The sequence below is a fragment of the Mesorhizobium sp. M1307 genome (assembly GCF_040318155.1).
In the GTDB taxonomy this organism is placed as follows: Bacteria; Pseudomonadota; Alphaproteobacteria; order Rhizobiales; family Rhizobiaceae; genus Mesorhizobium.
This window is the reverse complement of record NZ_JAMYLR010000001.1, coordinates 239,180-264,269: the sequence shown is the minus strand read 5'-3', so window position 1 is coordinate 264,269 and position 25,090 is coordinate 239,180. Positions and strand designations below refer to the sequence as shown.

The window sequence follows — 25,090 nt, the reverse complement described above, 5'->3', positions numbered from 1 at the left end:
GTCTCCAAAGCTTTGCCGGCGCTACTCCAGATGGATGACGTTTTCACGACAAGTGCCCGTTTGCCGGTCATCAGGAAACGGGTGTCGCGGCAACGCAAACAAGGGCAAACCGCTTTACCTGCATGATCGTGCCAAGGGATACGGAGGTCAAAATGGATAAACCGCTCGACCGGCGACGCACCGCCATGGAACTTATTGAAAACATGTTCAATGTTGAAATGCGTTTCCTGCAATCAGGGTCGGAGAGCCTCGATGTGCTTGCCGGCGCATTTCATACCGAGATTGTCGTGCATGAGCCGCGCTCCCTGCCCTATGCCGGTGACTGGAGCGGCCTCGACGGCGTTGGCGCCCTTTTCCGCAAAATGCGGGAAATCTGGAGCGACGTGGCGGTGGAGGACCTTCAGGTCGCCCAAAACGATGACACGGTGTTCATGAGCTGCTCGCTTTCGCTGACATCGCGGGCCAATGGTGCAACCATCAAACAGCCGTTTGCCGAAGTCTTGCGCTTCAAGGATGACCGGCTGATCGAAGGCACGCCGTTTTATCACGACACCAGCGAGATACTGGCGATCCTGCGTTGACCTGAGAGTCCTGCGGGATCCATTCAACGGTCGCGGCTCAGCCCCTTCTCTTCCAGTTCGGCGAGATAGGCGGCCCAGCGTGCATCCTTCTCATGACCCAGCGTATGCAGGTAATTCCAGGTGAAGATGCCGGTGTCGTGGAAATCGTCGAAGGTGATGCGCACGGCATAATTGCCGACCGGCTCGATCTTCAGAATCGCTACATTGCGCTTGCCGGGAACGGTGACGCGCTGTTCGGGCGAATGGCCCTGCACCTCGGCCGATGGCGAGGCGACACGCAGCAGCTCGGCCGACAATTCGAACGGCTGATGGCCCGGAAAGGTGACGGAAAGCAGCTTGCGGTCCTTCGAGACCCTGAGTTCTTTTGGCGCTGTCATGGTGGTGGATCCTGCGGAGAACTGCCCTTCCCTACGCCGCTTCGCGTCAAGGGAAAAGGCCGCATGGAAAGTTCCGACATGATCTGTCGGCGTCGGAATGTTACCGAAGATCGCGAGCTTCTATCTTGAATGCCACGTTGGCTCGTATCACATAGCCATATATAACGAAGCCGTTCACGGCCACGGGAAGCGCACAAGCATGGATATGATCGATCCTTTCGGTCGCACGATCACCTACCTGCGCGTATCGGTCACCGACCGCTGCGATTTCCGCTGCACCTATTGCATGGCCGAGGACATGACGTTCCTGCCGAAGAAGGACCTGCTGTCGCTGGAAGAGCTCGACCGGCTCTGCACGGTCTTCATCGAAAAGGGTGTGCGCAAGCTCCGCCTCACCGGCGGTGAGCCGCTTGTGCGCAAGAACATCATGCACCTGGTACGCCAGCTTTCGCGGCATCTCGAGAGTGGTGCACTGGAAGAGCTGACGCTGACCACCAACGGATCGCAGCTTTCCCGCTTTGCCACCGAGCTCGCCGACTGCGGCGTCAAGCGCATTAACGTCTCGCTCGATACCCTCGATGCCGCCAAATTCCGCCAGATCACCCGCTGGGGCAATCTGGACAAGGTCATGGACGGCATCGACGCCGCGCAGGCGGCCGGGCTAAAGGTAAAGCTCAACGCCGTGGCGTTGAAGGACTTCAATGACGCCGAATTGCCGGAAATGCTGCGCTGGGCGCATGGCCGCGGCATGGATCTGACGGTCATCGAAACCATGCCGATGGGCGAGATCGACGCCGACCGCACCGACCAGTATTTGCCGCTGTCGCTGTTGCGCGCGGCTCTCGAACGCCAGTTCACGCTAGGCGACATTCCCTACAAGACCGGTGGCCCGGCCCGCTATGTCCAAGTCGCCGAGACCGGCGGACGGCTGGGCTTCATCACGCCGATGACGCATAATTTCTGCGAAAGCTGTAACCGGGTCCGGCTGACCTGCACCGGCACCCTTTACATGTGCCTCGGCCAGGAAGATGCGGCCGACCTGCGCGCGCCGCTGCGTGCGTCGGAAGGCAACGAGCTGGTCGCCGATGCCATCGACGAAGCAATCGGCCGCAAGCCCAAAGGCCACGACTTCATCATCGATCGCCGCACCAACCGTCCGTCGGTGTCGCGGCATATGAGCGTCACCGGCGGCTAATTTTTCGCCGATTTCGTGCAAGAATAATCGCCTTGGTATCGGCGCGAGGCAAAGCGTGCAGCGGTTTTTTGCAGTCCTGACGTTTTTCGGAGTGATGGCGGGGACCACGGCAGTTGCCGCGCCATTTACCTACACGAACGAGCGCTTCGGTACCATCTGCACCTTTCCGGATGAAATCTTCACTCTTCGCCAGCCCGAGCCGGACAATGGCGATGGACAACAATGGCTCACTGCCGATGGCGCCAGCCTGATCTGTTCGGGTATCCTCAACATCGATGATGACACCCCTACAGCCTTCGTCTCCGCCGAGAGGGCCAGCAAGGAACCTGGCTACAGGATCACCTACAGCAAGACCGGCAAGGACTGGGCGGTGCTGTCGGGCATCAAAGGCGGGAACATCTTCTATGAACGCCGCCTGTTCGGAAAAGACGGTGTCATCCGCACGGTCTGGATCGACTACCCGCCAGCCCTGAAATCGAAATACGACCCGCTCGTCGATGCGATCGCCGGCAGCCTCAGGGGACCGTGAGCATCCGGCGACGTCAGAACTTATTGGCAGCCTATTGTTTTTGCTAGCGAGTCACGGTTGTTGGCGCGTGTAGTCATATCGTACGGCAAGCCATTTTTTGCCGCTGCCATTGGCCTGGAGGAAATGTTGCTCGGCCACTTCGTGATTGTCGCCGTCCCTGGAAATGACGAAATCGGAGGCCGTGAACCGCCCTTCGACCTCAGGGCCGAAGCCGACGAAACCAAGCGGCTGGAACAGCAGTGAAATCTTGCCGTCCTCCTCGCCACCAAAACTCCAGGCGGGCATGATCCCTGCCGGGAAACGGGTGTCCATGGAGACATACTTCCAGCGGCCCTCCACCCGGTCATAGCTCAAATAGGCTATCCGCTGGAAGTCCGGCATTTTCGACCCGGGCGCCGGGCGCATCACCTCCTGCATGAAGGGACCGATCATCGTGCGCTCGGCCACCAGCCCCGTCATCACGATCGGCTGGGCGCCGGGCGTTGGCCAGATCGTGTTGACGACGGACCATTTCCCGACGCGGCGAGCGAGCTCATCCGCTTCGTGACCCGGCGTGGACATCCGTTCGACTGCCGACGCCGAAGCACCGTTATCGGCGAACGCAGGCGCTATCGCCATGAGGATAACCGCCAGGGCAGAAGAGAACCGGAAAGCCGACGAAACATGCCGCCTGCTGCCTGTGCCAAGCCAGTCCGCATTGCCTCGTGCATTCATCATGGACCATCTCCCCAACACGATCAAAAGCTTACAATGACCAATTTGGTGAATCTTGCCGAGCAAATTTGATCTCATCGAAAAATTTTCCTCGAGCCGCAGTGTGATAAATTTGCCCTCCGAACCCATCCTTTAGAACGGCACCTTTTTTGGGGTCACACCCAGAAAAGGTCTTGTCCGCAAACGGTCACCGGATTTACCGCAAGCCCATTCGGGCCTAGCCTCTGCTCTGGAGCGGTTCTTCGCCCAGTGGGGGAATACGATATGCGCAAACTCATTCTTTCTCTTGCATTGCTCAGCCTCGCGGCCCTGCCCGCGGCGGCTCAGTCGATCGGCGGCACCTATGCCGTGGCCGGCACCAATTTCGATGGGTCGTCCTATGGTGGCGACGCGACGATCACGCTGACCAGCGAGACGACCTGCACGATCCATTGGGAGACAGGCGGCTCGTCCTCGGACGGTATCTGCATGCGCAACGACGATGCCTTCTCCGCCGGCTATGTCATGGGCAAGGCGGTCGGTCTAGTCGTCTACAAAGTGCAGGAAGACGGCTCGCTGCATGGCCTGTGGACGATTGCCGGCAAGGAAGGCAACGGCACCGAGGTACTGACGCCCAAATAAGCCCTGCCGCTCTTGCGCGGCAGATGTCACGGGCCACAGAAAGGCTGTGGCCCAGCCCTTTGACGTTGCTGTCTTGTGGGTGCCTGCTAGACGCTTGCTGCAGGACTCACCCGGTAATCGCCTTGCCTCTTTCGCCAAACCTCCGCGGCGCGTTGTTCATGATGGTGGCCATGGCTGGTTTCACTCTCAACGACGCGATCACCAAATTCTTATCGGAATCGATGAACATGGCGCAGGTCATGCTGATCCGCGGCGCCTTCGCTTCGCTTTTCGTTGGCCTGCTTGCGTGGCAACGGGGCGCGCTTGCCCGGCCCGGTTCGATGCTGCAGCCGACCGTTGCGCTGCGCGTCGCCGGCGAGGCCGGCGCCACCGTGTCGTTCCTGGTTGCTCTGGCACATCTTCCGATCGCCAATGTCTCCGCCGTGCTGCAGGCGCTGCCGCTGGCGGTGACGATGGGCGCCGCGCTTGTGTTCAACGAGGGCGTCGGCTGGCGGCGCTGGCTGGCCATTGCCGCCGGTTTTGCCGGCGTGCTGATCATCGTGCGGCCCGGCTTCGAAGGGTTCAGCGTCTTTTCACTGCTGGCGCTGGCCAGCGTCGCATGCTGCGCGGTGCGCGATCTCGCTACCAAGCGGATACCGCAGGCAATTCCGACATTGCTGGTGTCGAGCGCCACCGCCCTTGCCATGACGTTTCTGGGCGCGGCACTGCTTTCGCCGATGGGCGGCTGGAAACCGATGACAGGACAAAGCACGGCGTTCCTGGCGTTGGCGGCGGTGCTCGTGCTCATCGGCTATCACTTCATCATCACGGCGATGCGGGTGGGCGATATCTCCTTCATCGCGCCGTTTCGCTACACCGCCCTGCTCTGGTCGATCTTGCTTGGCTTCACGATCTTCGGCGATGTCCCCGATCTGCCGATGATCCTCGGTGCCACGATCATCATCGCGTCAGGCCTCTATGCACTCTACCGCGAACGGATCGTTGGACGGCGAAAAACAGCCGCCGAAAGCACTGGACCGGACATGGCGCCGGACGGCATATAGAGTGACTGTCGACGACTGTCTGATTTGAAAACTGGATTTTGGGTCTAGGCAGCAAACCATGGGCCGACATATTGCAGGGATCATTCTGGCCGGCGGCAGGTCGAGCCGGATGGGCGGCGGCGACAAGACGCTGCTTGCGCTTGGCGACGGCACCCTGCTCGACCGTGTCGTTTCGCGCCTTGGCCCGCAGGTTGGACCGCTTGCGCTAAACGCCAATGGCGATCCGGCACGGTTTGCCGCGACGGGGCTTCCGGTGCTTGCCGACACTGTCAAAGGTTATGCCGGGCCGCTTGCCGGGATCCTGACCGGCCTCGAATGGGCTTCCGACACGACCTGCCAGGCGCTGGTCACGGCTGCCGGCGATACGCCTTTCCTGCCCAGGGATATGGTCGAGCGGCTGCTCGCGGCAGCCGACGAACGCCCCGGCTCGATTGCGGTCGCCTGTTCCGGCGGCAAACGGCATCCGACCTTTGCACTCTGGCCGCTAGGGTTAGATCAGGTCTTGCGACAATTTCTCGTCGAGGAAGACAACCGGCGCGTTGCGGCGTTCATCGACCGGCACGGTTTTGTCGAGGTGGAATTTCCCATCCTGAAATCCGGCGGGGCCGAGATCGATCCGTTCTTCAACATCAACACTCCCGACGACCTTGCCCAGGCCGTGCATCTGTTGCAGAGCATCGAGCCATGAAAAGACGTATTTTCGGCATCACCGGCTGGAAGAACTCCGGCAAGACGACATTGACCGAAAAGCTGGTAGCCGAACTCGTCCGGCGCGGCTGGAAAGTGTCGACGGTAAAACACGCCCATCATGATTTCGACATCGACAAACCCGGAGCGGACAGCTTTCGCCACCGGCAGGCGGGAGCGATGGAGGTCGCGGTCGTGTCGGGCAGGCGCTGGGCGCTGATGCACGAATTGCGCGGCGAGGACGAGCCGACGCTGGACGCGATCCTGTCACGGCTGGCACCGTGCGACATCGTGTTGGTCGAGGGTTACAAGCGCGAAGCGCACAAGAAAATCGAGACGCGACGGCTCGAGGCCAAGGACCGGACACCGCTCTCGGCAGGCGATCCACACATTGTCGCCATCGCCTCCGACTTCCCCATTGTCGGCGAAGACCTGCCGGCCTTCGATCTCGACGACACGAATTCGATAGCTGACTTCATCGAGCGCGCCACAAGCCTGTCGCGCTGAAAATGCGGCAGAAGACAGTTTCCGCCCACTTGCTTTCCAATTTAGGCGTCTGACCCAGCGTCATCGCTTTCTGAACATGACCTTCCCTCAAGCGACGGTTTTGCAGTTGCTTTTTCTTGGGAAAGAATGGGAGTATCGCATCAGCGGGCGGTCAAAAGCACCGCCCACAGAGCCGTTCGGGAACGACGGCCGGGACCAACAGAGAGGACCATTATGCGTATTGCACTGCGTATCGCGCTTGCCGCTTCGGCTGCGCTGCTGACGCTTGGCGTTGCCCAGGCCCAGGAAAAGACCTTGAGGATCGGCACCGAGGGAGCCTATCCCCCATTCAACAATCTGACAGCCGACGGCCAGCTCGTAGGCTTCGATATCGACATTGCCAAGGCGCTCTGCGACGAGATGAAGGTGAAGTGCACCTTTGTCGCGCAGGACTGGGACGGCATCATTCCCGCCCTTCAGGCAGGCAAGTTCGACGCCATCGTCGCGTCGATGTCGATCACGCCGGAACGCGCCGAGAAGGTCGACTTCACCCACAAATATTACAATACGCCGCCGGCGATCGCCGCCCCCAAGGACACCGACATCAAGGGTGTCACCAAGGAAGATTTGGCCGGCAAGACGATCGGCGTGCAGGCGTCCACCACGCATTTCAACTATTCGACCAAGACTTATGCCGACAGCACCGTCAAGCCGTACCCGACCGCACAGGAATACCAGCTCGATCTGGCCAATGGCCGGCTCGATGCCGCCAATGACGACATCGTCGTGCTGCAGCAATGGCTGGATTCGCCGGACGGCGCCTGCTGCAAGCTGGTCGGCACAATCAAGCCGGTTATCGAAATCCACGGTCCGGGCGCCGGCATTGCCGTGCGCAAGGGCGAGACCGATCTGGTCAACCAGTTCAATGCGGCGATCGACGCCATCCGAGCAAACGGAAAGTACAAGGAAATCAACGACAAATACTTCAAATATGACGTTTATGGCGGCGAGTCCTGATCGACCGACATAGGAGGACGTGAACGGCGGGAGATTCCCGCCGTTCTTATAAGGATGCCGCGCACGAGGGGTGACGCGGCACGGGTCTCAAAGAGCCTTAAGGAGAACAGGCAGGCGGATGCAGAGCGCACTGACGCTTCTCAGTTGGGGACCCGAAGGCTGGCTCGACGACATCGCCGCGGGTGTGTTTGTCACAGTATGTCTTGCGCTGGCCACTCTGCCCTTCGGGCTGACGCTCGGCTTTTTCGTGGCGCTGGCCAAACAGTCGGAAGAGCCGTCGCTGAGACTGGCCGGGAACATCTACACCACGATTTTTCGCGGAATACCCGAGCTGCTCACCCTGTTTCTGATCTTCTTCGGCATCCCATTGATCCTGCAGTACATTGTCCGGCTGGTGAGCCCCGGCACCTCCGCCGACGTCAACAGCTTCGTCGCCGGCATGATCGCGCTCTGCTTCATTTTTTCCTCTTATTCCAGCGAGGTGTTTTTATCCGCCTTCCGCGCCATTCCAAAAGGGCAATATGAGGGAGGCTATTCGGTTGGCCTGTCCAGCGGCCAGACGATGCGGCTGATCGTGCTGCCGCAGTTGATCCGCATCGCGTTGCCCGGACTTGCCAATCTCTGGCTTATCCTGCTCAAGGACACCGCGCTCGTCTCGGCCGTCGGCCTCAACGAGATCCTCCGGCAGAGCGGGGTTGCCGCGCGCGTCACCAAGCATGCCTTCCTGTTTTACGGTTTTGCCGGCCTCATCTATCTCCTGCTGGCGATCGTCTCCTCCTTCGGCATCAAGGCGATCGAACGAGCGGTCGGCGGCAGCGAGGTCAAGAGATGAGCCTTGCCACCGACACGCTGAAGGTCGACCGGCCGCCGCCGCCCGCACGCGGCTGGTCGCGCCAACGCATCCTCGGCCATGTCCTGGTCGGCCTGTGGATCGCTCTCGGCATTGGCATGGTCGTCTACCTGGTCGCTGCGTGGAACCCGGAGTTCTTCCAGAAATATGCACCCGGCTACATATCCGGCCTCGGCATCACCCTGTTGCTGGTTGCCATCTCGATTGTGCTTGGCGCGATCCTGTCGGTGCCGATCGCCTATGCACGCATGTCGAAGAACCCGATCCTTTCGGGGTTCGCCTATGCCTATGTCTATTTCTTTCGCGGCACGCCGCTGTTGGCGCAGACCTTCCTGGTCTACTATGGGGTCGGCTCCTTCCGGCCGGAGCTCGAGATGGTCGGACTGTGGGGCTTCTTCCGCGAAGCGTTCAACTGCGCGATCTTCGCCTTTTCGCTGAATACGGCCGCGTACCAGGCCGAGATTTTGCGTGGCGCAATCGAGAGCGTGCCGAGGGGCCAGTGGGAAGGTGCCGCCTCGCTCGGCCTGCACAAACTGCAGACGATGTGGAAGATCATCCTGCCGCAGGCGCTGATCGTCGCGTTGCGCCCGTATGGCAACGAGATCATCCTGATGATCAAGGGCTCGGCAATCGTCGCCATCATCACGGTCTACGATTTGATGGGCATCACCCGGCTCACCTATGCGCGCACCTTCGACTTTCAGTCGTATATCTGGGCGGCGATCATCTATCTGATCATCGTGGAAACATTGCGCCACGGCGTCGAGTGGATCGAACGGCGCATCACCATCCATCTACACCGCTGACTCCCATCGCCTTGCCTGATCCGGTAAGAAGACCGCAAAGCAGGCTTCTAAGGGATTCGAAAACATGGCTTCGGTGGCATTTCTTGGTCTTGGCGTCATGGGCTATTCGATGGCCGGACATCTCAAGAACAAGGGCGGTCACGACGTCACCGTCTACAACCGCACCAGGGCCAAGGCCGAGCAGTGGGTCGCCCAGCATGGCGGCAGCTTCGCCGCGACACCAGCAGAGGCGGCCGCGGGCAAGGACTTCGTCTTTTCCTGCGTCGGCAATGACGACGATCTGCGCTCGGTGACGACCGGTGCCGAAGGCGCCTTCAATTCCATGAAGAAAGGCGCCATCTTCATCGACAACACAACGGCATCGGCCGAGGTCGCGCGCGAACTGGCACAGCACGCGCAAGCGCTCGGGTTTTCGTTCCTCGACGCCCCGGTCTCCGGCGGTCAGGCAGGCGCCGAGAACGGCATGCTGACCGTGATGGTCGGCGGCGAGCCTGACGCCTTCGACAGGGCCAAGCCAGTCATAGATGCTTATGCCCGCATGGTCGGGTTGATGGGACCGGCAGGGGCTGGCCAGCTCACCAAGATGATCAACCAGATCTGCATCGCCGGCCTCGTTCAGGGACTGGCCGAAGGTATCCACTTCGGCAAGCAGGCCGGGCTCGACATCGAAAAGGTAATCGAGGTTATCTCCAAGGGCGCCGCCGGTTCCTGGCAGATGGAGAACCGCCACAAGACGATGAATGCCGGCAAATATGATTTCGGCTTCGCCGTCGACTGGATGCGCAAGGATCTTGGCATCTGCCTCGCCGAGGCCGACCGCAACGGCGCCAAACTGCCGGTGACGGCACTTGTCGACCAGTTCTACAAGGACGTGCAGGCGATGGGCGGCAAGCGCTGGGACACGTCCTCGCTGCTGGCGCGGCTGGAGAAATAGGATTTCACCGTGGCCGAGCTTTCGCCTCAATCCAGCGCCGATGAAATCGTCGCTCATCTGCGCTCGATCGCCTCAGAGGAAAATCGACTTGGCATGCTGCGCTACGGCATCAAGATCGAACGTGCGCTCGGTATCTCGCATGGCGTGCAGCGGCAGATTGCCAAGAAAATCAAGCGCAACCATGAGCGTGCCTTCGAGCTTTGGCAGACAGGCATCATGGAGGCGCAGTTCATCGCTTCCGTGACAGCCGATCCGGAGCGGTTCTCCGCCGCGGATGCAAGACGATGGGCGGCGACTTTCGACTCGTGGGATATCGTCGACGGGGTCTCCGATCTCTTTGTCGATACGGATTGCTGGAAGGAATTGATCGCCGAATTCGCGGTCGACGAACGGGAATTCGTTCGACGCACGGCTTTTGCGATGATGGCCTGGTCGGTGGTCCACCGGAAGAAGGAACCCGAGACGACCTTCCTCGAATTCCTGCCGATCATCGAAGCGCATGCGACCGACGGCCGCAATTTTGTGAAGAAGGCCGTGAACTGGGCGCTTCGTTCGATCGGCAAGCGATCGATGAATTTGCACGGCCCTGCCCTTGCCGTGGCGCTAAAACTGGCGGCCTCGACAGACAGGACCGCACGCTGGATCGGCAAGGACGCCGTGAAGGAACTTTCCGATGCCAAGACGCTCGAGCGGCTCGCCGCCAGAAAAGCTTGACCTGAGCGAAGTGCGCTTCACGGAGGTGACGCAATCGACGCGCGCCGATTTCGAAAACCTGTTCGAGCAACCCGGCGGGCCGAAATACTGCTGGTGTATGGCTTGGCGCAATCTCGACCGCCGCGAGCACGTCGAGAACGACGAGAAGAAACGCGCGATGATGACGCTGATCGACGCCGGCACGCCAGTCGGCATTGTCGCCCAGATCGATGGCCGGACCGTCGGCTGGTGCTCGATCGCGCCGCGGGAGACCTACCGCAAGCTGTCACGGCAGCAGGACGATAGCGAGATGGGCATCTGGTCGATCGTCTGCTTCTTTGTGCCGAGAGCGTTGCGCGGCGGCGGGCTGGCAAGCGCATTGCTCGACGCGGCCATCGATCACGCCTTTGCCAAAGGCGCCAGGACGATCGAAGCCTATCCCGTCGACCAGGCTTCGCCGAGCTACAGCTTCATGGGTTTTCGCGACATGTTCGTCGCCCGCGGCTTTCGCGAGATCGGCATGACCGGCTCGCGCCGGCATGTGATGCGGCTTGAGCGTTGACCTGTGAGGCAGCGGCAGCTTTACTTGATGTTCGCAGATCAAGGCTCAACGGCGGAGCAGCGATGAGCAACCGTTTTAAATCAGGCACGATCATAGCAACTGCCTTGTTGGCGTCCGCGATCGCGGCAAGCGCTTCCGCCGGAACCATGCACATTTTCTGGAAGGATCTGCGCCCGGCTACCCAGGCAGCCGCCGAAAGCGTCGGACTGCCGATGATCGCGGCCAAAATGCCGGATCGTGGCGAGACGCTCTCACTCGACTTGCAGGACAAGACCGTGCAGCTCGCAGGCTATGCGCTGCCAGTCGACCGCGATGGTGATCTCGTCTACCAATTCCTGCTGGTGCCGTGGACGGGAGCCTGCAGCCACATGCCGACGCCGCCGCCCAACCAGATCGTCCTCGTCACGCCTGCACACCCTTACAGGATGTCCGAGGCCTACCAGCCGGTTTCGGTGACCGGCGCCTTGCAACCGGGTATGGAGAAGAGCCAGCTTTTCATCCTTGACGGCGTCAGCGTCATCCAGTCAGGTTACACCGTGCACAAGGCCGAGGTGGTCAACGTCGATACGGTGCCGGACACGATCACGCTGCCGGTCAACTCGCCATGGACTTTCCTGAACAAAAAGAAGAACTAAACAGAAGAATCTCAGGCGGCGTTGGCGCCGGACTCCTTGTCGAGCATCATGTAATCCAGCGGCATCTCGGTCGTGTATTTGATCTGCTCCATGGCGAAGGAAGACGACACGTCGCGGATCTCGATCTTGGCGATCAGCCGCTTGTAGAAGGCGTCGTAGGCGGCGATATCGGGCACCACGACGCGCAAGAGATAGTCGACGTCGCCGCTCATGCGATAGAATTCGACCACTTCCGGGAATTCCTGGATGACCTCCGAAAAGCGCCGCAGCCATTCATGGCTGTGCGAATTGGTGCGGATCGAGACGAACACCGTGACCCGCACATTGACCTTTTCATGATCGAGGATGGCGACGCGCCGCTTGATGACGCCCTCTTCCTCGAGCTTCTGGATGCGCCGCCAGCACGGCGTCGTCGACAGGCCGACCTTCTTGGCGACGTCGGCGACTGCAAGCGTCGCATCCTCCTGCAGCAGGCGGAGAATTTTTCTATCAAGGCGGTCCATTGGATGCTCCCCTGATGCAAGTCGTCCAAGTGCGCAGCGGCCTTGGCACAACGACATGCATAAAAACAAGAATTTAACGCGCGTCCCCTCATGCGCGGCGCGCTTCGAGGAATGGATTACCATAATCCCTCTTGTCATGGCCTTTTACAAGAAAGAAATTCTGTTGGATAGCGCGAAAGCGAGTGATTTCTTGCTGAATGCCTAGCCGAGGCGATAGCGGATTTCCGATCTCAGAAAGGGCAGCAAATCCATTTCAAACCATGGATTGCGCTTCAGCCAGCCGGTGTTGCGCCAGGACGGGTGCGGCAGCGGCAGGACTTTCGGGTCGGTCGCCGCCGCCCAGATGGCACGCCAGTCCATGACCGTTTCCGTCAGCGAGGGACGGCGCGCCGCGCCCATATGCCAGCTTTGCGCGTAGATGCCGATCGTCAGCACCATATCGACTTGCGGCATCAGCGCCATCAGCGATGTGCGCCATGCCGGCGCACATTCGCGGCGCGGCGGCAGGTCGGCGCCCTTGGCGTCCTGACCGGGAAAGCAAAAGCCCATCGGCACGATGGCAAACTTGTCCGTGTCATAGAATTCCTCGCTGCCGACGCCCAGCCAGCTTCGCAGCCGGTCGCCGGAGGCGTCGGTGAACGGCATGCCTGTGATGTGAACCTTGGTACCCGGCGCCTGGCTGGCGATCAGGATACGCGCACTCGAAGATGGCCTGAGCACGGGCCGCGGTTGGTGCGGCAGCGGCCTGGCGGCCGGCTTATCGACGCAGATGCGGCAGGCGCGTACCCTCGCCGCCAGGGCTTCCAACTCTTCGGTCATTCGGAACTCATTGTCAGGCGGCGGCACTCGGCCGGCTGGAGATTTCTCGATACCAGCGCAGCACGTTGGTGCACTCTTCGGGTACCTTGATGCGAGCCGGCTTCATGAAGTCGATGGCGACCAGCCCGGTGATGTCGGCGATCGAATAGGCATCGCCGGCGACGAATTCCCTGCTGGCGAGCTCAGTGTCCAGAAATCTCAGGAATTCGATCGCCTTCGGCTTGTTGACCTCGCCCCATTCGGGGATTTGCGGGATCTCCCATTCCCTCATTGCGGGGTGGATATGCCGGAACGCCGCGGCGACGCAGCCGAACAGATTGAACTCCACACGTCTTTGCCACATCTCGACGATTGCCTTGCCGAGCGCCCCATGCCCGAACAAAGCCGGCTCGGGGTGCAGTTCCTCGAAGTAACGACAGATTGCGACGGATTCGGTGATGACTGTGCCATCATCGAGCTCGAGCACCGGCAGACGCTTCAGCGGATTGCGCGAGCTGACCGGCTGCTCTTTGTGCTCCAGCGCGCCCATGTCGACGGGCACCAGCGGAACCTGAAGTCCCTTTTCGGCCAGAAAAATCCGAACCCGGCGTGGATTGGGCGCGCGCCCGCCGTCGAACAGCTTCATCTCTATCCTCCTCGTCCGTCTCGACGAACTATAGGCACAGCTCACCAGAAGCGAAAAATTTCGCGCAAGGCGTCGCCGATCGACGCCAAGGTACCGTGCTTTCTTTCAACCAGCTCGTGGCCGTGGCTCTCGCGCCAGTTCTTCGGCTCGTCGAAAGTTCCGCCCCAGATGCCGGCTTTGCCCGCGCGCGCAGCAGCTTCCTCGGTCTCGAAATCGCCAAAGGCGACCGCCCAGCCGGCCTCGACTTGTGCGCGGTTGAGATCCTTGCCGCCGGCCTTGCAGTCGCCGAGTAGCCTGCCGTAGCGGTCGCGCTGCCAGCCGCTGCAGGAGACCGCTTTGCCGGCGATCAACCGCACCAGGGACTGCCGCGCGAGCTTGCCGCAAGGATAGTCGGCACCGTCCTTGCGGCAGATTTGCGAATATTCCGGCGCGTCGATGCCACGCATGCGGATACGCTCGCCGCCGAGCGTGATGCTATCGCCGTCATTGACGGTGGCCGCGCCCTCCGTCTTGCGCGTCTCCACCCGGTCGAGGCGCGCCGCCAGGAGGATCGCCAGGCCGAGCACGATGAGTGTCAGCCCATAGTCCATCAGTCGGCGCCACAGGCTTCGCGGACGCGGCGCATAGTATCGCTGGCGCGGCCATCGCGACCACGAACGGCTCATATGGCAAACCGTTGGTTAATCATTCGAACGTAGCTTAACGATTTGAAATTGCTGCCCGCGTAAATTGAAGACTTCATGCCCCTGCAACGCTCGACCACGGCGGACAAGTTTATTGTGGACCGCAGGAAACGCCATCGCAACAGCGATGTCGCGCGCGCGGTCCGCAAGACGCGCGACCGTCTTTCGCAGCAAGCCGGAAATCCCGACTTCGACCGCGAGCTGTTGAAGCTCCACGCGCTGTCGATGACCGGCGGCGTGATCGTCATTCCGCTGCTCGTTCTGGCAACGGCCGCGGCAGGCTTGTTCGCGGGCATCGGCAAGGAGATCGGCGTCTGGGCGCTGTTCACATTCATCTGCTATACCATCGTTGCATTCATGGCCAGACGCGTCACTCAAGCGTCCGAACTCAACCCGCTGGAAACGCATAGGGATTTCCTGATCGGCCATTTTCTGTGCGGGCTTGGCTGGGCCTGGTTCGCATGGCTCGGCTGCGAAACTTGCCAAACGGATCAGTTCCAGGTCGCCAAGGCGGTGGTGCTGCTGCTCGCCATGTCGGCAACCGCGATCCTGGCCTCGTCCCTGCGCGGTGCGCTGTTGGCGACCTTCGCCCTCCCGGTCGCCATCTATGCTTATGCCAGTGCGAAATTATGGATGCCGGTCGAAGTGATCATGGCAGGCTTGCTGATCGCCTCGTTGCCTTTCTTCGCCTATGTAGCGCGCCAGCTCAACCGTTCCTCGCTGATGCTGCTGTCGTTCCGCTCCGAAAAGGATGCGCTGATTGCCGAACTGGAGACGGCGAAATCGATGTCGGACGAGGCACGGCGGCGGGCGGAAGACGCCAATCTGGCGAAATCGCGTTTCCTGGCCTCGATGAGCCACGAGCTGCGCACACCGCTCAACGCCATTCTCGGCTTTTCCGAAGTGATGGCCAACGAGGTGCTCGGCCCGATGAGCAACCCGACCTATCGCGACTATGCCCGTGACGTGCACGACTCCGGACAGCATCTGCTCGACCTGATCAACGAAATTCTCGATTTGTCGCGCATCGAAGCGGGCCGCTACCAGCTCAACGAGGAGCCGATGATGCTGCTCTCCGTCGTCGAGGATTGCTGCCACATGATGGAGCTGAAGGCGCGCAACAAGGACATCCGCATCGTCCAGCATTTCGAAAACGCCTTGCCGCGCTTGTTCGCCGACGAACGCGCGGTGCGGCAGATTGCGCTCAATCTGTTGTCCAATGCCATCAAGTTCACCGCCACCGGCGGCGAAATCCGCGTGCGCGTCGGCTGGACGGCGGGCGGCGGGCAATATCTCTCCGTCAAGGACAATGGGCCGGGCATACCGGAAGACGAGATTCCGATCGTGCTTTCGGCCTTCGGCCAGGGCTCGATCGCCATCAAGAGCGCCGAACAGGGCACCGGGCTTGGCCTGCCGATCGTGCAAGGCTTGCTGGCCATGCATGGTGGCGAATTCCAGCTCCATTCCAGGCTACGCGAAGGCACCGAGGCGATCGCCATCTTCCCGCTGAGCCGGGTGATGGAGGAACTGCCGGCGCTGCCGACCAAGGCGGTTGCCTCGCGCCGGCGCTGAATGCTTAACCGCGGACCGCGGCTGCCATGCCGGCGCTGGTCAGCGCGGCGGCCTTGACCAGCCCAGCGGCAAGCGCCGCCCCTACCCCCTCGCCTTGACTGACGCCCAGATCGAGCAGCGGGCGAAGGCCGAGGCGCTCGGCGGCCTTGGCATGGCCAGACTCCGGCGACAGGCTTGCGAGGAGACAATGATCGAGCGCCGCGGGGTTGGCGGTATGTAGGACACCAGCGGCGGCAGTCACCGCAAACCCATCGAGCAGCACCGGGATCTTCTGCATCCGCGCCGCCAGAATGGCGCCGCAGATCGCGGCGAATTCCCGCCCGCCGACCCGGCGCAGCGCTTCCAGCGGGTCCTTGAGGCTCGCGCCGTGCAACGCGACCGCGGCATCGACCACCTCCGCCTTGCGCTTCTGCATCGCCGCGTCCGCCCCTGATCCAGGGCCGACCCAGTCGGCGCTGGTGCCGCCGAACAGTGCCGTGCAAAGGGCCGCGGCGACAGTCGAATTGCCGACGCCGAGGTCGCCAAGGCAAAGCAGGTCGGTGCCGCCGGCAATCGCTTCCATGCCGAAGGCCATGGTAGCGGCACAACCGCGCTGGTCCAGTGCCGCATCCTCGGTAATGTCGGCTGTCGGAATGTGCAGAGCCAGATCGAACACCTTCAAGCCGAGATCGTTGGCGATGCAGATCTGGTTGATTGCTGCACCGCCGGCGGCGCAGAGCTCGACTGCATTTGCCGTGGCGGCGGCGGGGCGCGGCGAAATGCCGTGGCGGGTGACGCCATGATTGCCGGCAAAGATCGCCACCAATGGCCGCGTCACCGCCGGCGGCGCGCGGCCGCTCCACCCGGCAAGCCAGGCGGCGATGTCCTCGATGCGGCCAAGCGAGCCTTTGGGCTTGTCTGCCTTGGCAAACAACTGGCGCACGCGGGCCTTGGCCGCCATATCTGCCGGCGGCAGGCTCACCAGAAGGTCGCGAAAATCGTCGAAAGGCAGCGCGCTGGTCATGTCGATGGCAATCGTCCGTGTGAATTGGTGAGCGGCATAGCCGCCTTGGCCAGCCGGCACAACCTCAAGCCGGCACAACCTCCAGGCCTGGTACAACTTGGCGGTATTGACGCGAAAGCATTCGTTGGCGGCGCTTCCCGGAGGGCTTGCATTGACTTTGTCGTTGCACCATGTGGAGGCTAGCCAAGGAAATCCTTATGACGGCCATTGAATCCCCGTGCATCCTGGTCTGCTCGATCGATATGAAAACCGGCTTCTGTTTCGGTTGCGGGCGCACGCGCGAGGAAATCGCCGCCTGGATCGACATGACCCCGCAAACCCGCCGCAGCGTCATGGCCGAGCTGCCGGCAAGGCTGGAAACGGTCGAGCGACGCCCCCGCCGGGAAACCCGTCGCAGCCGCATGGCACGCGAACGCGACGCCCTCTCGTGAACCGGCCGCAGAGATGAACCGACTGTTGTGGATTCTGATCGTCGCGATCGGGGCGGGTGTGCTCCTGCTCATGCTCAACGATTCCGCCGGCAGTACGTTCGGCATTGAGAATTACGATTTCAGCCAGTTGATCTGGCTTGGCGCCTTAGCGGCACTCGTCGGCGCCGGCCTGCTCAGATCGGGCAGGCCGTTGGGCACCATGGCCCGCAGCCTCGGCGCCTGGGGTGCCATCGTGCTGGCGCTGATCGCCGGCTATCAGTACCGCCATGAGTTGCAGGATTTCGCCAGCCGCGTCACCGCCGGCCTTGTTCCCGGCAGTCCGCTGGCGCTGGGCGTGGAAGAAGGCCATGCCACCGTCACCCTGGACAAGGCCGGCAGCGGCCATTTCGAAGCGCGCGTCACGATCAACGGCACGCCGATCCTGACGGTTGTCGATACCGGCGCGACCAGCACCGTGCTGACCGCCGAGGACGCTCTGGCGGTCGGGTTCAATTCGGCGGCTCTCCGCTTCACCATACCGATCTCTACCGCCAACGGCATGACACGCGCGGCGGCGGTGCGAACCGACGAACTGTCGATCGGCGGCATCGTGCGCAAGGACATGCCCATCATGATCGCCGCACCAGGCACGCTCGGCCAGAGCCTTCTCGGCATGAATTTCATCGGCTCGCTATCGGGCTTCGACGTCCGTGGCGATCGCATGATTTTGCGGGATTAAGTTTTTCCTCAGGCCGCCTCTGCGGTCCGGCCGAAATCGACCTCTGCGAAGGCTGACTTCAGCACCTCCGCTCCGGCACCCGGCCGTGTCGCCTTGGTGGAGAGGATCTGCCGGTAGCGGCGTGCACCGGGCAGGCCGTGAAACAGCCCGACCATGTGCCGGGTGACATGCCCGAGGCGTCCGCCCTGCTCGATATGGCGTGACGCGTAATCCGCCATGGCATCGATCAGTGCGGCAAAATCGAACGACTCAGCTGTGCTGCCGTAAAACGCGGCATCGATGCCGGTCAGTATCCCTGGCGTGTGATAGGCGGCGCGGCCGAGCATGGCGCCATCGACATGGTCGAGGTGCGTCAGCGCCTCTGCGAGAGATTGAATGCCGCCATTGATGCCGATGAATTTGTTTTGTTTTCTGGCTTTCAGCCGATAGACGCGGCCATAGTCGAGCGGTGGGATGTCACGATTTTCCTTTGGGCTCAGTCCTTCCAGCCAGGCCTTGCGGGCGTGCACCCACAGCGCGTCGGCGCCGGCCGCGAAAACACCATCGGCCAACGCATCGAGTGCCGGTTCCGGATCCTGCTCATCGACGCCGATGCGGCACTTGACGGTAACCGGTATTTTCACCGCCGCCTTCATTGCCGCGACGCAATCCGCGACGAGCACGGGCGTCTTCATCAGGCAGGCGCCGAAGGTGCCCGACTGGACGCGGTCGGACGGGCAGCCGATATTGAGGTTGATTTCATTATAGCCGAAGGCTTCGCCGATGCGCGCCGCCTCGGCCAGCTTTCCCGGATCGGCGCCGCCGAGTTGCAGCGCCACCGGACGTTCGCTGTCGTCGAAGCCGAGCAGCCGCTCGCGTGCGCCGTGGATGACCGCATCGGCCACCACCATCTCGGTGTAGAGCAGCGCCTCGCGCGTCAGCTGGCGATGGAAGAACCGGCAGTGCCGGTCCGTCCAATCCATCATCGGCGCCACGGCAACTTTGTGGCGTAAGATATTCATTTTACTATTTTTTCTGTCTCAGTCCGTCCGATACTCCGTTCGAATGACAGAGCAATTTGGCAAGAGATGCACACCCAGCTAACCCGATATACGATTTTGCCGCCGCAACTGAAAGCAAATTGGCATGTTACACATGTCACTGTACGCACCAGTTAGATGCCTTGCCGTGGAACGATGGACCGCCGGCGGCATACCAGTCAGCCAAGGCGAAGCGTGTTGCGGGCGATCTGCCACGCGGATTCGACATGCCGCCGCGCCGCCTCCTCCGCCTCGTCCGGCCTGCGCGACCGGATTGCATCCATGATTTCGGTCATTTCGGCGATCGCCGGCTCGCGGCGGTTCTCCGACGCGATCGTCATTGAGCGGAGCTGGTTGATGCGGACATTCAGCCCCGTCACGATTTCCCAGGCAATGCGCTTGTCCGCCGCCTCGAACAGCGTTTCGTAGAACTTGGTCGTTGCCCGCATCACCTCGACAGGCGCACCGGACGCCCACGCCTCAAGCAGGTTCGTCAAGGCGGCATCGAGCAAAGCGATCTGCGCGTCCGTGGCCGTTAAGGCGCAAGCCCGCGCCGCGATACCCTCGAGCAGCGCCCGCAATTCATAGATTTCGTCGGTGCGGCCGAGATCCGGCTTGGCCACGGCGGGTCCGTGGCCCGGTATCATCTGCACCAGGCCTTCCGCCTCCAGCTGCCGCAGCACCTCGCGCACGACGGAACGGCTCACCCCGAGCTGATCGCATAGCGGCCGCTCGACCAGCCTTTCACCAGGCTGGAAATGGAAGCCCATGATCGCTTCACGCATGCGCTCCAGCGCCAGCGTCCTCAGCGTCTTGGCAGAGCGGTCGATCCGCAGCGTATCGCCTGACATTTTCTCTCCCCATCCAATCCGGCCACAAAACAGATTCCATAGCCGATTGACAAGACTTCTGGTGCTCCATAGTATGGTATACCATAAGATGGCGTAAAGATTTCGGCGCTGCACAGCGCCGTGGCGACCGAGGACTTCATGAAACCAGCCATTCGAAAGATCGTCACTTACATCGAGAACACGTTAATCGAGGGCGGCAAGGAAGCCCCAAAACCGTTGCGCCTGATCGGCGTCGCCGCCGTGCTGACAAACCCTTGGGCGGGCCGCGGTTTCACCGACGACCTGTCGCCGGAGATCCGCGTCATTGCTCCCGTCTTCGGCGAACTGCTGACCCGCGAGATTATCGCCGTTGCCGGCTCCGGCGAGGCGATAGAGGGTTATGGCAAGGCCGCGGTCTGCGGCACGGCGGGCGAGATCGAGCATGCATCGGCGCTGATCCATACGCTGCATTTCGGCAACCATTACCGTCGCGCGGTCGGCGCCAAGACCTATCTCGCCTTCACCAATCTGCGCGGAGGGCCGAACACCCCGATCATGATCCCGCTGATGGACAAGAACGACGAAGGCCGCCGCTCCCACTATCTGACCGTACATTTCCAGATCGGCGACGCGCCCGCGCCCGACGAGCTGGTGGTGGCGCTTGGCGCTTCGATTGGCGGCCGCCCGCACCATCGTATCGGCGATCGCTATCAGGACCTCAAGGAGGTCGGAGACCTGCATGGCTGACGTCGCTGCCGCCGCATGGGTCCGAGACACGGCTCCGGACGGCACCGGCTTCATCCGCGCCGGCTCCGGCGCGCCGGTTCTGCTCATTCACGGTGTCGGCATGAACGCCGCGATCTGGCACGATCAGATCGCGGCGATGAAAGACCATCATGACCTGATCGCCATCGACATGCTCGGCCACGGCGTTTCACCGCTGCCGCCGGAAGAAGCCAGCCTGTCGGATTTCGCCGATCAGGCGGTTCGCCTTCTCGACCATCTTGGCGTGGCGTCGGTGTCGATCGTTGGCCATTCGATGGGCGCGCTGGTCGCTCTGGAGATCGCCCTTCGCACCCCTTCGCGCGTTCGCTCCATCGTCTGTCTCAATGCGGTATTCCGCCGCCCCGCGGCCTTGGCGCAGGCCGTACGCCAGCGTGCGGCCGCGCTCGGCACCCATGGCAACCCTTCCGCCATTGCGGCTACGCTTGCCCGCTGGTTCGGCGACCCGCTGCCGGCGAACCTTATCGGGGCGGCCACCACAGCGCGCGCCGCCCTTGAAAGGGTCGACCCCGAAGGCTACGCGCGCACCTATCGCCTCTTTGCCCATGCCGATGCTGAGCACGCCGATGCTCTCCCCGGTCTTGCCGCGCCGGCCCTGTTCATGACCGGGTCGCAAGACAGCAATTCGACCCCGGTCATGTCGGCGGCGATGGCGAGGCTAGCGCCGCACGGCCAATGCCTCGTGCTCAATGGAGAAAGGCACATGATGGCAATGGTTTCTCCTGAAAAAGTGACCAAACACATCATGGAGTTTCTCGACACGGAAGGAGACGCTGGCGTGAAGCCGGAGACGGATGCAGTCTTTGATAGAGGCGAATTCCGGCGCGCACTCGGCTCGTTCCTGACCGGCGTCACCATCGTCACCACGATCAGCGCGGAAGGCGAACCGCGCGGCTTCACCGCCAACTCCTTCACCTCGGTCTCGCTCGAGCCGCCGTTGGTGCTTGTCTGCATCGCCAAGAGGGCGCTGGGGCACAGTGCTTTTTCGACGTCGAGAGGTTTTGCCATCAACATCCTGTCAGAGGACCAGAAGGCCCATTCCGGCATCTTCGCTTCCAAAGCAGCGGACAAGTTCGCGGCCGTGAGCTGGCAACCGGGCCGGACCGGCAATCCGCTGATCGACGGCTCCGTTGCGGTGTTCGATTGCGGCATGGAGCAGCTGGTCGATGCTGGCGATCACTCGATCCTCATCGGCCGCGTCCGCGACTTCAGCCACAACGGAGCCCAGCCCCTCGGTTATTGCAGAGGCACCTACGTCACGCCTGGCCTCAGCCAGGAGGCGCTGGCGGCGGCGCCCCCCGATACGGAGGTCGGCGCCATTCTCGAGAACGAGGGCCGTGTGCTGTTCGTCGAAACGGCCGACGGGATTTATGAATTGCCTGCGGGGCGCGGACTGGGCACGCCCAACGATGCGCGCAGCCTCAAGGGGCGCCTTGCCGCCAGGGCCATAGACGCCCAGCTCGGCTTCCTGTTCGCGGTGTGGGACGATGCCGCCGAGCCTTGGCGCACGCATGTTTATTATCGCGGAACGGTCGAGGGATCCTATTCCGACGATCGCCAGATGCGGCTTGTCGACATCGAGCAGATCGCCGATCTGAAGATCGCCGATCCCGCGGTGCGTTCGATGCTTGCCCGCTATGCGCGCGAACGTACGGAAGATGCATTCGGCGTCTATGTCGGCAACGAGGTCGAAGGCGAAGTCCGGCCGCTCGCCAAGCCCTCGCCTTCTCAAATTCCTCTTTCCGGCCGCGGGTGAAACCGATGAAGTTTTCGCTTTTCGTGCACATGGAGCGATCGGATCCGGCCAAGCGGCATTCCGAGCTTGTCGGCGAGCTGGAGGACCTGGTTGTCCAGGCCGAAGAGGCAGGGTTCGAGACTGCCTGGATCGGCGAGCATCACGGGATGGAATTCACCATCTCGCCAAACCCGTTCATCAACATCGCCTGGCTCGCCGCCAAAACCAGGCGCATCCGGCTCGGAACCGGAACCATCGTCGCGCCGTTCTGGCACCCGATCAAGCTTGCCGGCGAAGCGGCGATGGCCGACGTCGTCACCGGCGGCCGTCTCGACATCGGCATTGCGCGCGGCGCCTACGCTTACGAATACCAGCGACTTTTCCCAGGCCTCGAGGCCTGGGGTGCCGGCCAGCGTATGCGCGAGATGGTGCCGGCGATCCGCGGCCTGTGGGATGGAGATTTCGAACTCGCCGGCGAGTTCTGGTCGTTTCCTTCAACCACCTCGTCGCCCAAGCCGCTGCAAAAGCCTTATCCGCCGATCTGGGTGGCCGCACGCGATCCGAACTCGCACGACTTTGCGGTTTCCAGCAAATGCAACGTCCAGGTGACGCCGCTTGCCTCCGGCGATGGCGAAGTGACCAGCCTGATGGAGCGTTTCAACGCGGCGTGTAATGCCCACCCCGACGTACCAAGGCCGGAGATCATGCTGCTGATGCATACTTTCGTCGCCGAGGATGCCGCGGAGGCTGACCGGCTCGCGCAGGATCTGTCGCAGTTCTACTGCCAGTTCGGCGCCTGGTTCCAGAACAAGAAGCCGGTGCACCAGGGCATAATGGAAGCGCTGACCGAAGACGAGATCGCGGCCATGCCGCAATATGCGCCTGACAAGATCAAGCAGAACCTGGTCATTGGCGAAGCCGACGAGGTGATCGCCAGGCTGAAGGCCTACGAAGCGCTCGGCTACGATCAGTATTCGATCTGGATCGACAGCGGCCTTTCCCATCGGCGCAAGAAGAAATCGCTGCAGCTCTTCATCGACAGGGTGATGCCGGCCTTTTCCGAGCCGAAAGCTGGATTGCGATGAGCACCACTCAATTCAGGAACTATATTGACGGCAGCTTCGTCGAAGTGGCGGCGACCTTCGACAGCATCGATCCCTCGACGGGCGCGCCATGGGCGAAGATGCCCGCTGCATCGTCTGATGACGTCGACCGCGCCGTCGAAGCTGCTCACCGGGCGCTTGGCTCCGGCACGTGGCCGGCAATGACGGCAACGGCACGCGGCAAGCTTCTGGTGCGGCTCGGCGATCTGGTGGTCGCCAATGCCGACCGGCTGGCGGAACTCGAGACGCGCGATACCGGCAAGATCATCCGCGAGACCCGCGCCCAGATCGCCTATGTCGGCGACTATTACCGCTATTATGGCGGGCTGGCCGACAAGCACGAGGGCTCGTTTGTTCCCATCGACAAGGCCGACATGGAAGTGACCATCCGGCCGGAGCCAATTGGCGTCGTAGCCGCCATTGTGCCGTGGAATTCGCAGCTCTTCCTGTCCGCCGTCAAGCTCGGGCCGGCGCTGGCGGCCGGCTGCACCATCGTTCTGAAAGCATCGGAAGACGGCCCTGCCCCGTTGCTGGCCTTCGCCGAACTCGTCCATGAGGCGGGATTTCCCGCCGGGACCGTGAACATCCTGACCGGCTTCGGCCACGATTGCGGTCACCGGCTGACCAGTCATCCGCTCGTCGCCCGCGTCGCCTTCACCGGCGGTCCCTCGACCGCTCGGCAGATCGTCAGGAATACGGCGGAAAACCTCGCCTTCACGACGCTCGAGCTCGGCGGCAAAAGCCCGGTCGTGGTGTTTGCCGATGCCGATCTGGACAGCGCCGCCAACGCGGTCGTTGCAGGCATCTTCGCTGCCACCGGCCAGAGCTGCGTCGCCGGCTCGCGGCTGCTGGTCCAGCGCTCCGTGAAGGACGAATTCCTCGCCCGGCTCAAGCGCAAGGCCGAGGCGATCAGGATTGGCGATCCGCAGGATCCCGCGATCGAAATGGGACCGCTCGCCACCTCGCGCCAGCGCGAATGGATAGAGAAGATCATTGCTGAAAGCCTGGCCGCGGGCGGGCAACTGGTCACCGGCGGCATCCGCCCCGCGGGCATGGCGGACGGCTTCTATTACGCGCCGACGATTATCGACGCGCCTGATCAGACCCTTGCCTGCGTGCGCGAAGAGCTCTTCGGCCCGGTGCTCTGTGTGCTAGCCTTCGACAGCGAAGCTGAAGCGCTTTCGCTCGCCAACGACACGAAGTTCGGCCTGGCGTCCGGCGTGTTCACCACCAATCTGGCAAAAGCCCACCGCATGGCGCGCGGCATCCATGCCGGCGTGGTCTGGATCAACACCTATCGGGCGGTCTCGCCGCTGGTTCCGTTTGGCGGCTACGGCCAATCCGGGCTCGGCCGCGAGGGCGGCCTCGATGCGATCGGCGACTACACGCGTTCGAAATCGGTGTGGATACGCACCTCCGACGACCCGATTCCCGATCCTTTTGTCATGCGGTAGCCGCCGCTGGCCGGAGATGCGCGATCAAGGCGAAAACGACCGATCGCGAACAGACAACAACGAAAACAACAGAGGAGAACGA

Annotated in this window: 29 protein-coding genes and 1 pseudogene; 21 read left to right on the top strand and 9 right to left on the bottom strand. The window is 62.1% G+C overall.

The genetic code is table 11. The features are described 5' to 3' along the window. The first annotated feature begins 152 nt into the window (after positions 1-152). Positions 153-581, top strand: a complete 429-nt coding sequence (locus NKH16_RS01265) for a nuclear transport factor 2 family protein (protein ID WP_352821654.1) — start codon at positions 153-155, stop codon at positions 579-581. Between the two features lie 23 nt (positions 582-604). On the opposite strand, the gene NKH16_RS01260 is transcribed toward NKH16_RS01265, so the two are convergent. Further along, positions 605-958, bottom strand: a complete 354-nt coding sequence (locus NKH16_RS01260; RefSeq protein ID WP_352456745.1) for a gamma-butyrobetaine hydroxylase family protein — start codon at positions 956-958, stop codon at positions 605-607. Positions 959-1,157: 199 nt separating this feature from the next. On the opposite strand from NKH16_RS01260, the gene moaA reads away from it, so the two are divergent. Both moaA and NKH16_RS01250 read left to right on the top strand, forming a co-directional pair. After that, positions 1,158-2,153, top strand: a complete 996-nt coding sequence (gene moaA, locus NKH16_RS01255; protein ID WP_352742775.1) for a GTP 3',8-cyclase MoaA — start codon at positions 1,158-1,160, stop codon at positions 2,151-2,153. 55 nt (positions 2,154-2,208) lie between these two features. After that, on the top strand, positions 2,209-2,682 hold the full coding sequence (locus NKH16_RS01250) for a hypothetical protein (RefSeq protein ID WP_023675020.1): 474 nt from the start codon (positions 2,209-2,211) through the stop codon (positions 2,680-2,682). A 51-nt stretch (positions 2,683-2,733) separates the two neighbouring features. Here the strand turns inward: NKH16_RS01250 and NKH16_RS01245 are convergent, their stop codons facing one another. Continuing rightward, positions 2,734-3,462 (bottom strand): DUF1579 family protein, encoded by a 729-nt coding sequence (locus NKH16_RS01245; RefSeq protein WP_352875494.1) that lies wholly within the window; start codon positions 3,460-3,462, stop codon positions 2,734-2,736. A gap of 198 nt (positions 3,463-3,660) precedes the next feature. Between NKH16_RS01245 and NKH16_RS01240 the strand changes: the two genes are divergently transcribed. From NKH16_RS01240 to NKH16_RS01190, 11 genes and pseudogenes are all read left to right on the top strand, one after another. Then, positions 3,661-4,017 (top strand): hypothetical protein, encoded by a 357-nt coding sequence (locus NKH16_RS01240; RefSeq protein WP_023675018.1) that lies wholly within the window; start codon positions 3,661-3,663, stop codon positions 4,015-4,017. Positions 4,018-4,139: 122 nt separating this feature from the next. Next, entirely contained in the window at positions 4,140-5,060 is a 921-nt protein-coding gene (locus NKH16_RS01235) for a DMT family transporter (RefSeq protein ID WP_352742772.1), read from the top strand. 58 nt (positions 5,061-5,118) lie between these two features. Continuing rightward, entirely contained in the window at positions 5,119-5,748 is a 630-nt protein-coding gene (gene mobA / locus NKH16_RS01230) for a molybdenum cofactor guanylyltransferase MobA (protein WP_352754748.1), read from the top strand. Further along, positions 5,745-6,254 carry a molybdopterin-guanine dinucleotide biosynthesis protein B gene (mobB, locus tag NKH16_RS01225; protein ID WP_023675015.1) on the top strand — a complete coding sequence of 170 codons (510 nt, stop codon included), beginning with the start codon at positions 5,745-5,747 and terminating at the stop codon, positions 6,252-6,254. The genes mobA and mobB overlap by 4 nt, the downstream gene beginning before the upstream one ends. Before the next feature lie 213 nt (positions 6,255-6,467). Continuing rightward, on the top strand, positions 6,468-7,250 hold the full coding sequence (locus NKH16_RS01220; RefSeq protein WP_352742768.1) for an ABC transporter substrate-binding protein: 783 nt from the start codon (positions 6,468-6,470) through the stop codon (positions 7,248-7,250). A gap of 118 nt (positions 7,251-7,368) precedes the next feature. Beyond that, positions 7,369-8,082, top strand: a complete 714-nt coding sequence (locus NKH16_RS01215; protein WP_352742767.1) for an ABC transporter permease — start codon at positions 7,369-7,371, stop codon at positions 8,080-8,082. After that, positions 8,079-8,906 (top strand): ABC transporter permease, encoded by an 828-nt coding sequence (locus NKH16_RS01210; protein ID WP_023675012.1) that lies wholly within the window; start codon positions 8,079-8,081, stop codon positions 8,904-8,906. Before NKH16_RS01215 ends, NKH16_RS01210 begins: the two co-directional genes overlap by 4 nt. Before the next feature lie 58 nt (positions 8,907-8,964). Continuing rightward, positions 8,965-9,840: pseudogene (locus tag NKH16_RS01205) on the top strand (NAD(P)-dependent oxidoreductase); the annotation flags it as partial. A 9-nt stretch (positions 9,841-9,849) separates the two neighbouring features. Continuing rightward, on the top strand, positions 9,850-10,554 hold the full coding sequence (locus NKH16_RS01200; RefSeq protein WP_254817259.1) for a DNA alkylation repair protein: 705 nt from the start codon (positions 9,850-9,852) through the stop codon (positions 10,552-10,554). Next, positions 10,514-11,095, top strand: coding sequence for a GNAT family N-acetyltransferase (locus tag NKH16_RS01195; protein ID WP_352742766.1), 582 nt, complete (start codon positions 10,514-10,516; stop codon positions 11,093-11,095). Before NKH16_RS01200 ends, NKH16_RS01195 begins: the two co-directional genes overlap by 41 nt. 62 nt (positions 11,096-11,157) lie before the next feature. Further along, the gene (locus NKH16_RS01190; RefSeq protein WP_352742765.1) at positions 11,158-11,730 is read left to right on the top strand and encodes a DUF3299 domain-containing protein; all 573 of its coding nucleotides are present in this window, start codon (positions 11,158-11,160) and stop codon (positions 11,728-11,730) included. Positions 11,731-11,741: 11 nt separating this feature from the next. On the opposite strand, the gene NKH16_RS01185 is transcribed toward NKH16_RS01190, so the two are convergent. The 4 genes from NKH16_RS01185 to NKH16_RS01170 form a co-directional block, all read right to left on the bottom strand. After that, the gene (locus NKH16_RS01185; protein WP_023675006.1) at positions 11,742-12,233 is read right to left on the bottom strand and encodes an Lrp/AsnC family transcriptional regulator; all 492 of its coding nucleotides are present in this window, start codon (positions 12,231-12,233) and stop codon (positions 11,742-11,744) included. A 201-nt stretch (positions 12,234-12,434) separates the two neighbouring features. Further along, entirely contained in the window at positions 12,435-13,052 is a 618-nt protein-coding gene (locus NKH16_RS01180) for a uracil-DNA glycosylase family protein (RefSeq protein WP_502894919.1), read from the bottom strand. A 13-nt stretch (positions 13,053-13,065) separates the two neighbouring features. After that, complete coding sequence (locus NKH16_RS01175) at positions 13,066-13,677, bottom strand: glutathione S-transferase (protein ID WP_352448877.1); 612 nt, start codon at positions 13,675-13,677, stop codon at positions 13,066-13,068. A 41-nt stretch (positions 13,678-13,718) separates the two neighbouring features. Beyond that, positions 13,719-14,342: a thermonuclease family protein gene (locus NKH16_RS01170; RefSeq protein ID WP_352742763.1), complete on the bottom strand. Its 624-nt coding sequence runs from the start codon at positions 14,340-14,342 to the stop codon at positions 13,719-13,721. 75 nt (positions 14,343-14,417) lie between these two features. Between NKH16_RS01170 and NKH16_RS01165 the strand changes: the two genes are divergently transcribed. Then, positions 14,418-15,932, top strand: a complete 1,515-nt coding sequence (locus NKH16_RS01165; RefSeq protein WP_352742762.1) for a sensor histidine kinase — start codon at positions 14,418-14,420, stop codon at positions 15,930-15,932. Positions 15,933-15,936: 4 nt separating this feature from the next. On the opposite strand, the gene NKH16_RS01160 is transcribed toward NKH16_RS01165, so the two are convergent. After that, complete coding sequence (locus tag NKH16_RS01160; protein WP_352448874.1) at positions 15,937-16,935, bottom strand: nicotinate-nucleotide--dimethylbenzimidazole phosphoribosyltransferase; 999 nt, start codon at positions 16,933-16,935, stop codon at positions 15,937-15,939. A 197-nt stretch (positions 16,936-17,132) separates the two neighbouring features. Here NKH16_RS01160 and NKH16_RS01155 point away from each other — a divergent pair, with 197 nt between their 5' ends. Together NKH16_RS01155 and NKH16_RS01150 are read left to right on the top strand one after the other, a co-directional pair. Further along, entirely contained in the window at positions 17,133-17,366 is a 234-nt protein-coding gene (locus NKH16_RS01155) for a DUF1289 domain-containing protein (RefSeq protein WP_031193575.1), read from the top strand. 13 nt (positions 17,367-17,379) lie between these two features. Continuing rightward, the gene (locus tag NKH16_RS01150; protein ID WP_352897992.1) at positions 17,380-18,084 is read left to right on the top strand and encodes a TIGR02281 family clan AA aspartic protease; all 705 of its coding nucleotides are present in this window, start codon (positions 17,380-17,382) and stop codon (positions 18,082-18,084) included. Between the two features lie 8 nt (positions 18,085-18,092). Here NKH16_RS01150 and dusA read toward each other — a convergent pair whose 3' ends face one another. Both dusA and NKH16_RS01140 read right to left on the bottom strand, forming a co-directional pair. Next, positions 18,093-19,085, bottom strand: coding sequence for a tRNA dihydrouridine(20/20a) synthase DusA (gene dusA, locus NKH16_RS01145; RefSeq protein ID WP_352897989.1), 993 nt, complete (start codon positions 19,083-19,085; stop codon positions 18,093-18,095). 197 nt (positions 19,086-19,282) lie between these two features. Continuing rightward, positions 19,283-19,954, bottom strand: a complete 672-nt coding sequence (locus NKH16_RS01140; RefSeq protein ID WP_352448871.1) for a GntR family transcriptional regulator — start codon at positions 19,952-19,954, stop codon at positions 19,283-19,285. A 138-nt stretch (positions 19,955-20,092) separates the two neighbouring features. On the opposite strand from NKH16_RS01140, the gene NKH16_RS01135 reads away from it, so the two are divergent. From NKH16_RS01135 to NKH16_RS01120, 4 genes are read left to right on the top strand one after another with little or no spacing between them, the layout of a single operon-like run. Beyond that, the gene (locus tag NKH16_RS01135) at positions 20,093-20,680 is read left to right on the top strand and encodes an amino acid synthesis family protein (protein ID WP_352742758.1); all 588 of its coding nucleotides are present in this window, start codon (positions 20,093-20,095) and stop codon (positions 20,678-20,680) included. After that, positions 20,673-22,472 (top strand): alpha/beta fold hydrolase, encoded by a 1,800-nt coding sequence (locus tag NKH16_RS01130; protein WP_352742757.1) that lies wholly within the window; start codon positions 20,673-20,675, stop codon positions 22,470-22,472. Before NKH16_RS01135 ends, NKH16_RS01130 begins: the two co-directional genes overlap by 8 nt. A 5-nt stretch (positions 22,473-22,477) precedes the next feature. Beyond that, positions 22,478-23,536, top strand: coding sequence for an LLM class flavin-dependent oxidoreductase (locus NKH16_RS01125; protein ID WP_352742755.1), 1,059 nt, complete (start codon positions 22,478-22,480; stop codon positions 23,534-23,536). Further along, a complete protein-coding gene (locus tag NKH16_RS01120; protein WP_352742753.1) occupies positions 23,533-25,008 on the top strand; it encodes an aldehyde dehydrogenase in 1,476 nt (491 codons plus the stop codon). The genes NKH16_RS01125 and NKH16_RS01120 overlap by 4 nt, the downstream gene beginning before the upstream one ends. Positions 25,009-25,090 lie beyond the last annotated feature (82 nt).

Excerpts from the sequence above, each read along its gene's own strand:
- NKH16_RS01135 (WP_352742758.1), top strand. The coding sequence starts at position 20,093 with ATGAAACCAGCCATTCGAAAGATCGTCACTTACATCGAGAACACGTTA.
- moaA (WP_352742775.1), top strand. The coding sequence starts at position 1,158 with ATGGATATGATCGATCCTTTCGGTCGCACGATCACCTACCTGCGCGTA.
- NKH16_RS01215 (WP_352742767.1), top strand. The coding sequence starts at position 7,369 with ATGCAGAGCGCACTGACGCTTCTCAGTTGGGGACCCGAAGGCTGGCTC.
- NKH16_RS01175 (WP_352448877.1), bottom strand. The coding sequence starts at position 13,677 with ATGAAGCTGTTCGACGGCGGGCGCGCGCCCAATCCACGCCGGGTTCGG.
- NKH16_RS01140 (WP_352448871.1), bottom strand. The coding sequence starts at position 19,954 with ATGTCAGGCGATACGCTGCGGATCGACCGCTCTGCCAAGACGCTGAGG.
- NKH16_RS01220 (WP_352742768.1), top strand. The coding sequence starts at position 6,468 with ATGCGTATTGCACTGCGTATCGCGCTTGCCGCTTCGGCTGCGCTGCTG.
- mobB (WP_023675015.1), top strand. The coding sequence starts at position 5,745 with ATGAAAAGACGTATTTTCGGCATCACCGGCTGGAAGAACTCCGGCAAG.
- NKH16_RS01165 (WP_352742762.1), top strand. The coding sequence starts at position 14,418 with ATGCCCCTGCAACGCTCGACCACGGCGGACAAGTTTATTGTGGACCGC.
- NKH16_RS01185 (WP_023675006.1), bottom strand. The coding sequence starts at position 12,233 with ATGGACCGCCTTGATAGAAAAATTCTCCGCCTGCTGCAGGAGGATGCG.
- NKH16_RS01195 (WP_352742766.1), top strand. The coding sequence starts at position 10,514 with ATGCCAAGACGCTCGAGCGGCTCGCCGCCAGAAAAGCTTGACCTGAGC.
- mobA (WP_352754748.1), top strand. The coding sequence starts at position 5,119 with ATGGGCCGACATATTGCAGGGATCATTCTGGCCGGCGGCAGGTCGAGC.
- NKH16_RS01125 (WP_352742755.1), top strand. The coding sequence starts at position 22,478 with ATGAAGTTTTCGCTTTTCGTGCACATGGAGCGATCGGATCCGGCCAAG.
- NKH16_RS01150 (WP_352897992.1), top strand. The coding sequence starts at position 17,380 with ATGAACCGACTGTTGTGGATTCTGATCGTCGCGATCGGGGCGGGTGTG.
- NKH16_RS01170 (WP_352742763.1), bottom strand. The coding sequence starts at position 14,342 with ATGAGCCGTTCGTGGTCGCGATGGCCGCGCCAGCGATACTATGCGCCG.
- NKH16_RS01120 (WP_352742753.1), top strand. The coding sequence starts at position 23,533 with ATGAGCACCACTCAATTCAGGAACTATATTGACGGCAGCTTCGTCGAA.
- NKH16_RS01240 (WP_023675018.1), top strand. The coding sequence starts at position 3,661 with ATGCGCAAACTCATTCTTTCTCTTGCATTGCTCAGCCTCGCGGCCCTG.
- NKH16_RS01155 (WP_031193575.1), top strand. The coding sequence starts at position 17,133 with ATGACGGCCATTGAATCCCCGTGCATCCTGGTCTGCTCGATCGATATG.
- NKH16_RS01260 (WP_352456745.1), bottom strand. The coding sequence starts at position 958 with ATGACAGCGCCAAAAGAACTCAGGGTCTCGAAGGACCGCAAGCTGCTT.
- NKH16_RS01130 (WP_352742757.1), top strand. The coding sequence starts at position 20,673 with ATGGCTGACGTCGCTGCCGCCGCATGGGTCCGAGACACGGCTCCGGAC.
- NKH16_RS01190 (WP_352742765.1), top strand. The coding sequence starts at position 11,158 with ATGAGCAACCGTTTTAAATCAGGCACGATCATAGCAACTGCCTTGTTG.
- NKH16_RS01210 (WP_023675012.1), top strand. The coding sequence starts at position 8,079 with ATGAGCCTTGCCACCGACACGCTGAAGGTCGACCGGCCGCCGCCGCCC.
- dusA (WP_352897989.1), bottom strand. The coding sequence starts at position 19,085 with ATGAATATCTTACGCCACAAAGTTGCCGTGGCGCCGATGATGGATTGG.
- NKH16_RS01180 (WP_502894919.1), bottom strand. The coding sequence starts at position 13,052 with ATGACCGAAGAGTTGGAAGCCCTGGCGGCGAGGGTACGCGCCTGCCGC.
- NKH16_RS01160 (WP_352448874.1), bottom strand. The coding sequence starts at position 16,935 with ATGACCAGCGCGCTGCCTTTCGACGATTTTCGCGACCTTCTGGTGAGC.
- NKH16_RS01265 (WP_352821654.1), top strand. The coding sequence starts at position 153 with ATGGATAAACCGCTCGACCGGCGACGCACCGCCATGGAACTTATTGAA.